Origin of the sequence: Streptomyces odonnellii, assembly GCF_000981895.1 — a bacterium.
Classification (GTDB): Bacteria; Actinomycetota; Actinomycetes; order Streptomycetales; family Streptomycetaceae; genus Streptomyces; species Streptomyces odonnellii.
Genome location: NZ_LATD01000324.1, coordinates 1 through 4,425, shown reverse-complemented (window position 1 = coordinate 4,425; position 4,425 = coordinate 1). Strand labels below are relative to the sequence as shown.

Genomic DNA, 4,425 nt, shown 5'->3' with positions numbered 1-4,425 from the left:
GCGGATACGGCGGGCGGGGCGGGTACGGCCGTACCGGCGACGGCCACGGCCGGTCCCGGCGCCACGGATCCGGGTGTCACGGACCCGGCGGCCGCCGGTCCGGGCACGGTCGGCCGGGGCGCCAACGGTCCGGACGCCACGGATCCGGCCACCGCCGGTCGGGGCGCGGGCACCGCCGATCCAGCCGCCGCCGTCGGCCCAGCCGCCGCCGTCAAACCGGCCACGGTCGTTGGTCCGGGCGCCGCCGTCGGTCCGGCCACCGCCAACGCTCCGGCCACCGCAGCCTGCCCGAGCGCCGGCGTATCCAGCGCCGGACTCGGCACATCCAGCGCCGGGTCCTGCCGCAGGATCGCCTCGTACAACGCCACCAGCGCCGGCCCCGGATCCACCCCCAGCTCCTCCGCCAGCCGCCCGCGCAGCTCGGCGTACGAGGCCAGCGCCTCACTCTGACGGCCCGTCAGGTACAGGGCTCGCAACTGCACGGCCCGCAGCCGCTCCCGTAGCGGATGCCGCGCCACCAGCGCGGTCGACTCCCCGGCCAGCAAGGCGTGTTCGCCCAGTTCGAGCCGTGTCTCGCCCTGCTGCTCCAGCGCGGTCAGCCGCAGTTCCTCCAGCCGCTCGGCCTCGGGCCGTACGAACGCCTCGTCCGTGAACCCGGCGTACGCGGGCCCCCGCCACAACCTCAGCGCCTCGGCGAGCAGTTCCGCGCGCCGTCGTGACGTGCCGGTGGCTCCGGCGCGTACGAGCAGGGCCGTGAACCGGTCCGCGTCCACCTCGGCGTCGGACAGTTCGAGCAGATACCCGGCGGGCCGGTGCACGATCCGGTCCCGGCCGAGCGCCCGGCGGAGCTGGGACACCTTGGTCTGAAGGGCGTTGGCGGGCTTGCCGGGCGGGTGCGCGCCCCAGAGGTCGTCGACGAGCCGGTCCGCGGAGACGGGCCCGCCGCCGTGCGCGAGCAGCGCGGCGAGCAGTGCGCGGACCTTGGGCCCGGGTACGGCGACGGACCGTTCCTGCCCTGCCGTGCCGTCCCACACGGCCAGCGGACCGAGGACCCCGAATCGCATACGGAAACGGTACGTCGTCAGCGGCCCCCGCCCGCCCTCCGTCAGCCGTCAGCGGCCCGTCCGTCAGCGCCCCACCAGCGGTTCGTCAGCGCGCACCCGCAGGGTCGTCCCGACCGGCAAGCACGTGCGGCGAACACACGCGGCGAACACACGCGGCGAACACGCGCGGCAGGAGCCGCGGCAAGGAACCGCGGCAAGAGACAGGGAGCGGAACATGAGTACGTACACGGGCAAGAAGGCCGTCGTCATCGGCGGCAGCGCCGGTATCGGACTGGCCATCGCCGAACGGCTGGTGGAGGGCGGCGCCGAGGTGCTGGTGACCGGCCGCGACCCGGGGCACCTCAAGGAGGCGGCGGAACGGCTCGGCCCGACGGCCCATGTCCTCGCCTCGGACCTCGCGGACCTGAAGGCGGTCGAGGCGCTGGGCGGGACCGTCGCGGAGATCCTCGGTTATGTCGACTATCTCTTCGTCAACGCCGGAATCGCCAGGCTCGCGCCGGTCGAGCAGGTCACGGAGGAGATGTACGACCTCCACTTCGCGGTGAACACCAAGGGCGCCTTCTTCACCGTCCAGCAGTTGATCCCGCTGCTGGACGAGGGCGGCGCCGTCGTCTTCACGACGTCCGTCGCCGACTCCCTGGGCGTCCCTGGGATGAGCGTGTACTCGGCGACCAAGGCGGCCCTCTGGTCGTTCGCGCAGACACTCGCTTCGGAACTGGTCGGCCGCGGCATCCGCGTCAACGCCGTGTCCCCCGGCTACACCGACACACCCGGCATCGGCGTCCAGGGCATCACGGACGAGGAACGCGAGGAATTCAAGCGCCTCGGCGACGCGACGACCCCGATGCGACGCCATGCCACGCCGGCCGAGGTGGCGAGCGCCGCGGTCTTCCTGGCGGTGGACGCGACATTCACGACGGGCGTGAAACTGGCGGTCGACGGCGGCCTGGGCCAGCACGTAGCGGTCCCCCGAACCTGACAGCCCGAACCTGACAGTCCGAACCCGAGCCCGAGCCCGAACCCGAACCCGAGCCCGGCCCGGGTCGGCCCCGCCCGGCCACGCCCGCTTCCGTACGAGGCCGGCCGGGGCTCAGGCCCTGGTGGTATCCCTGGTGATTTCCCTGCCCGGCATCGGCTCCGCGAGCGCTGTCCGCCACTCGGGCGCGCCGAAGGTGTCCGCGAAGTACTGCGTCTCGTGCACCACATGCCCGTCGGCGAATTCCGTGATGCTCACCGAGTGGGTGGGCACCCCGTCGTACGTGATGACACACTCGCTCACCCACAGATCCCCGCCGCCGACGATCCGCTGGACGGTGAAGTGCCGATCGGCGGGATGCCCGCCACGCTGCGCCGAAATAGCCGCACGGCCCCGGAACCGTTCACCCGACTGGGGGTAGTCGAGGATCGCGTCCACGGCGTAGATGGCGTGCTCGGCTTCGTTATCCCCACGTTCCGATGCCCGCCAGTGTTCTTCGAGTGCGGCCCTGGTCCGGATATCAGGATCCATCGGATCGCCCCTTCCGCGGCCGGCCGGAGCGATCCGGGAACCCGGAAACGCTTCGACGCTTCCTTCCCTACCAGTCTTTCACAAGGGCGCAATCACGCAGCACACGCACGCGCCCCTCCCGCTGGGCGCATTGCCCCGGGCATACGGACGAATGTCTGATGACCCCATGCCTGAAGCACGCCGCTTCCGGCCGGCCCGCCGGAGTCCGGTGGGCCGGCCGGCGCCCAAGGATTCCCTCCGTAAGGAGCGATCTGATGCCCAGGAACTTGCACACCGTGCCACGGGCACCGGGACGCCTGCCCGTCTCGGCCACCTGCCTTCCCTGTTCCGGGACCCTTTGGCCTTCCTGGATTCACTCCGTACCTACGGTCCGGTCGTGCGTGTCGAGCTGGGCACCCTGCCCGTGTACTTCGTCACCACCGCCGACCTCGTCCGGGAGGTGATGGCCGGCCAGGCGCGCTCGGTCACCAAAGGGTGGCTCTACGGGCGACTGAGCCTGCTGGCCGAGCGGAGCCTGCCCGTGCTGGACGGCGGTGAGGTCCATCGTCGGCACCGACGGCTGATGCAACCGCTGTTCACCCCGGCGCGGGTGGCCGACTACGCCCAGGTCATGGTCCGCCGGGCCGGGGGAAGGGCAAGCCGCTGGACGGCCGGAGACCTCATCCTCCTCGACCGCGAGGTGGCCGATCTCGTCATGGGCACAGCGGTCAAAACCATGTTCCGCTCCTCGATCGGGCAACGCGTCGCTGCTGGCCTGTGCCGCGACACCAGGATCATCTCCAAGAACGCGCTACTCCGCACGGTCTGCCCTCCCGGGCTGGAACGGCTGCCGGTCATCCCCGCGGTCCGCCGCTTCGACGCGGCCGCCGCCCGCATGAAGGCCGTTGTCGACGAGGTGGTCGCCGCCCACCGCAGTGACGGCGCCGACCACAGCGACCTGCTGTCCACCCTGCTCGCCGCCCGGGACGCGGACACCGGAGTGAGGCTGAGCGACGCGGAGGTGCGCGACGAACTCGTCATGATGCTGCTGGCCGGCGGCGAGACCTGCTCCGCCACGACTTCCTGGGTCTTCCACGAACTGGGCCGGGCCCCGCGGACACAACAGCGGCTGGGGGACGAGCTGGACACCGTCCTCACCACCCGGGAGATGGGTCACCAGGAGCTGGAGCGAATGAAGTTCACCACTTGGGTGGTCAACGAGGCTCAGCGGTTGCACTCCGTCCCCGTCCTGACACGGCACACCGTCGCCCCCCTCGACCTCAACGACCGGGCGGGTTCGTCCGGGCCGCCGTCCTGCCAGGAACGGCCGTGCTTGACCTTCCTCTGTGGGGAAGCTCCAGCATCGGTGGGGCCGGGCGGAGCGCCCGGTACGAGGGAGGAAGCGAAGGAAGCGGAGGAAGCATGGGGTCGCTGACGATCGGCGCGTTCGCCCGTGCGTCCAGGCTGTCCGCGAAGGCGCTGCGCCGCTACGACGAGCTGGGCCTGCTGCGGCCGGCCCGGGTCGACGCGTACACCGGTTACCGGTACTACGAAGCGACGCAGTTGGAGCGGGCCCGGCTGGTGGCATGGCTGCGGCGCATCGGTATGCCGCTGGCCGGTATCCGCGAGGTGTGCGATCTGTACGAGACAGACGCCACGGCGGCCGCCCAGGCCATCCGGGACTACTGGGCGCAGGTGGAGGCCGAGATGGCCGTCCGCCGCGACCTGGCGGCCTTCCTCGTCGACCAACTGTCGGTGCATCCGGCAGGGAAGGACGCTGCTGCCATGTCATCCCACCCGCCCACTTCTCCCCTCTCTCCTCCGTCCCCACCGCTCGGGATCCGGTACGCGGCCCGATCGGAGCGCGGACTGGTC

5 protein-coding genes are annotated in these 4,425 nt (G+C 71.6%); 3 read left to right on the top strand and 2 right to left on the bottom strand.

All coding sequences use genetic code 11. The annotated features are described in order from the left end of the window. Window positions 1-1,064: AfsR/SARP family transcriptional regulator (locus WH07_RS27750; RefSeq protein WP_046505712.1), on the bottom strand; the 1,064-nt coding region annotated here is incomplete at its 3' end. 214 nt (window positions 1,065-1,278) lie between these two features. Here WH07_RS27750 and WH07_RS27745 point away from each other — a divergent pair. Continuing rightward, window positions 1,279-2,043, top strand: coding sequence for an SDR family oxidoreductase (locus WH07_RS27745; RefSeq protein WP_046505710.1), 765 nt, complete (start codon window positions 1,279-1,281; stop codon window positions 2,041-2,043). Window positions 2,044-2,154: 111 nt separating this feature from the next. Here the strand turns inward: WH07_RS27745 and WH07_RS27740 are convergent, their stop codons facing one another. Next, entirely contained in the window at window positions 2,155-2,571 is a 417-nt protein-coding gene (locus WH07_RS27740) for a nuclear transport factor 2 family protein (protein WP_046505708.1), read from the bottom strand. Between WH07_RS27740 and WH07_RS27735 the strand changes: the two genes are divergently transcribed. Both WH07_RS27735 and WH07_RS27730 read left to right on the top strand, forming a co-directional pair. Then, on the top strand, window positions 2,486-3,985 hold the full coding sequence (locus WH07_RS27735; protein WP_079023609.1) for a cytochrome P450: 1,500 nt from the start codon (window positions 2,486-2,488) through the stop codon (window positions 3,983-3,985). The genes WH07_RS27740 and WH07_RS27735 overlap by 86 nt on opposite strands. Next, window positions 3,973-4,425, top strand: a 453-nt coding sequence (locus WH07_RS27730) for a MerR family transcriptional regulator (protein WP_157877443.1), incomplete at its 3' end; no start/stop codon positions are given. The genes WH07_RS27735 and WH07_RS27730, both read left to right, overlap by 13 nt.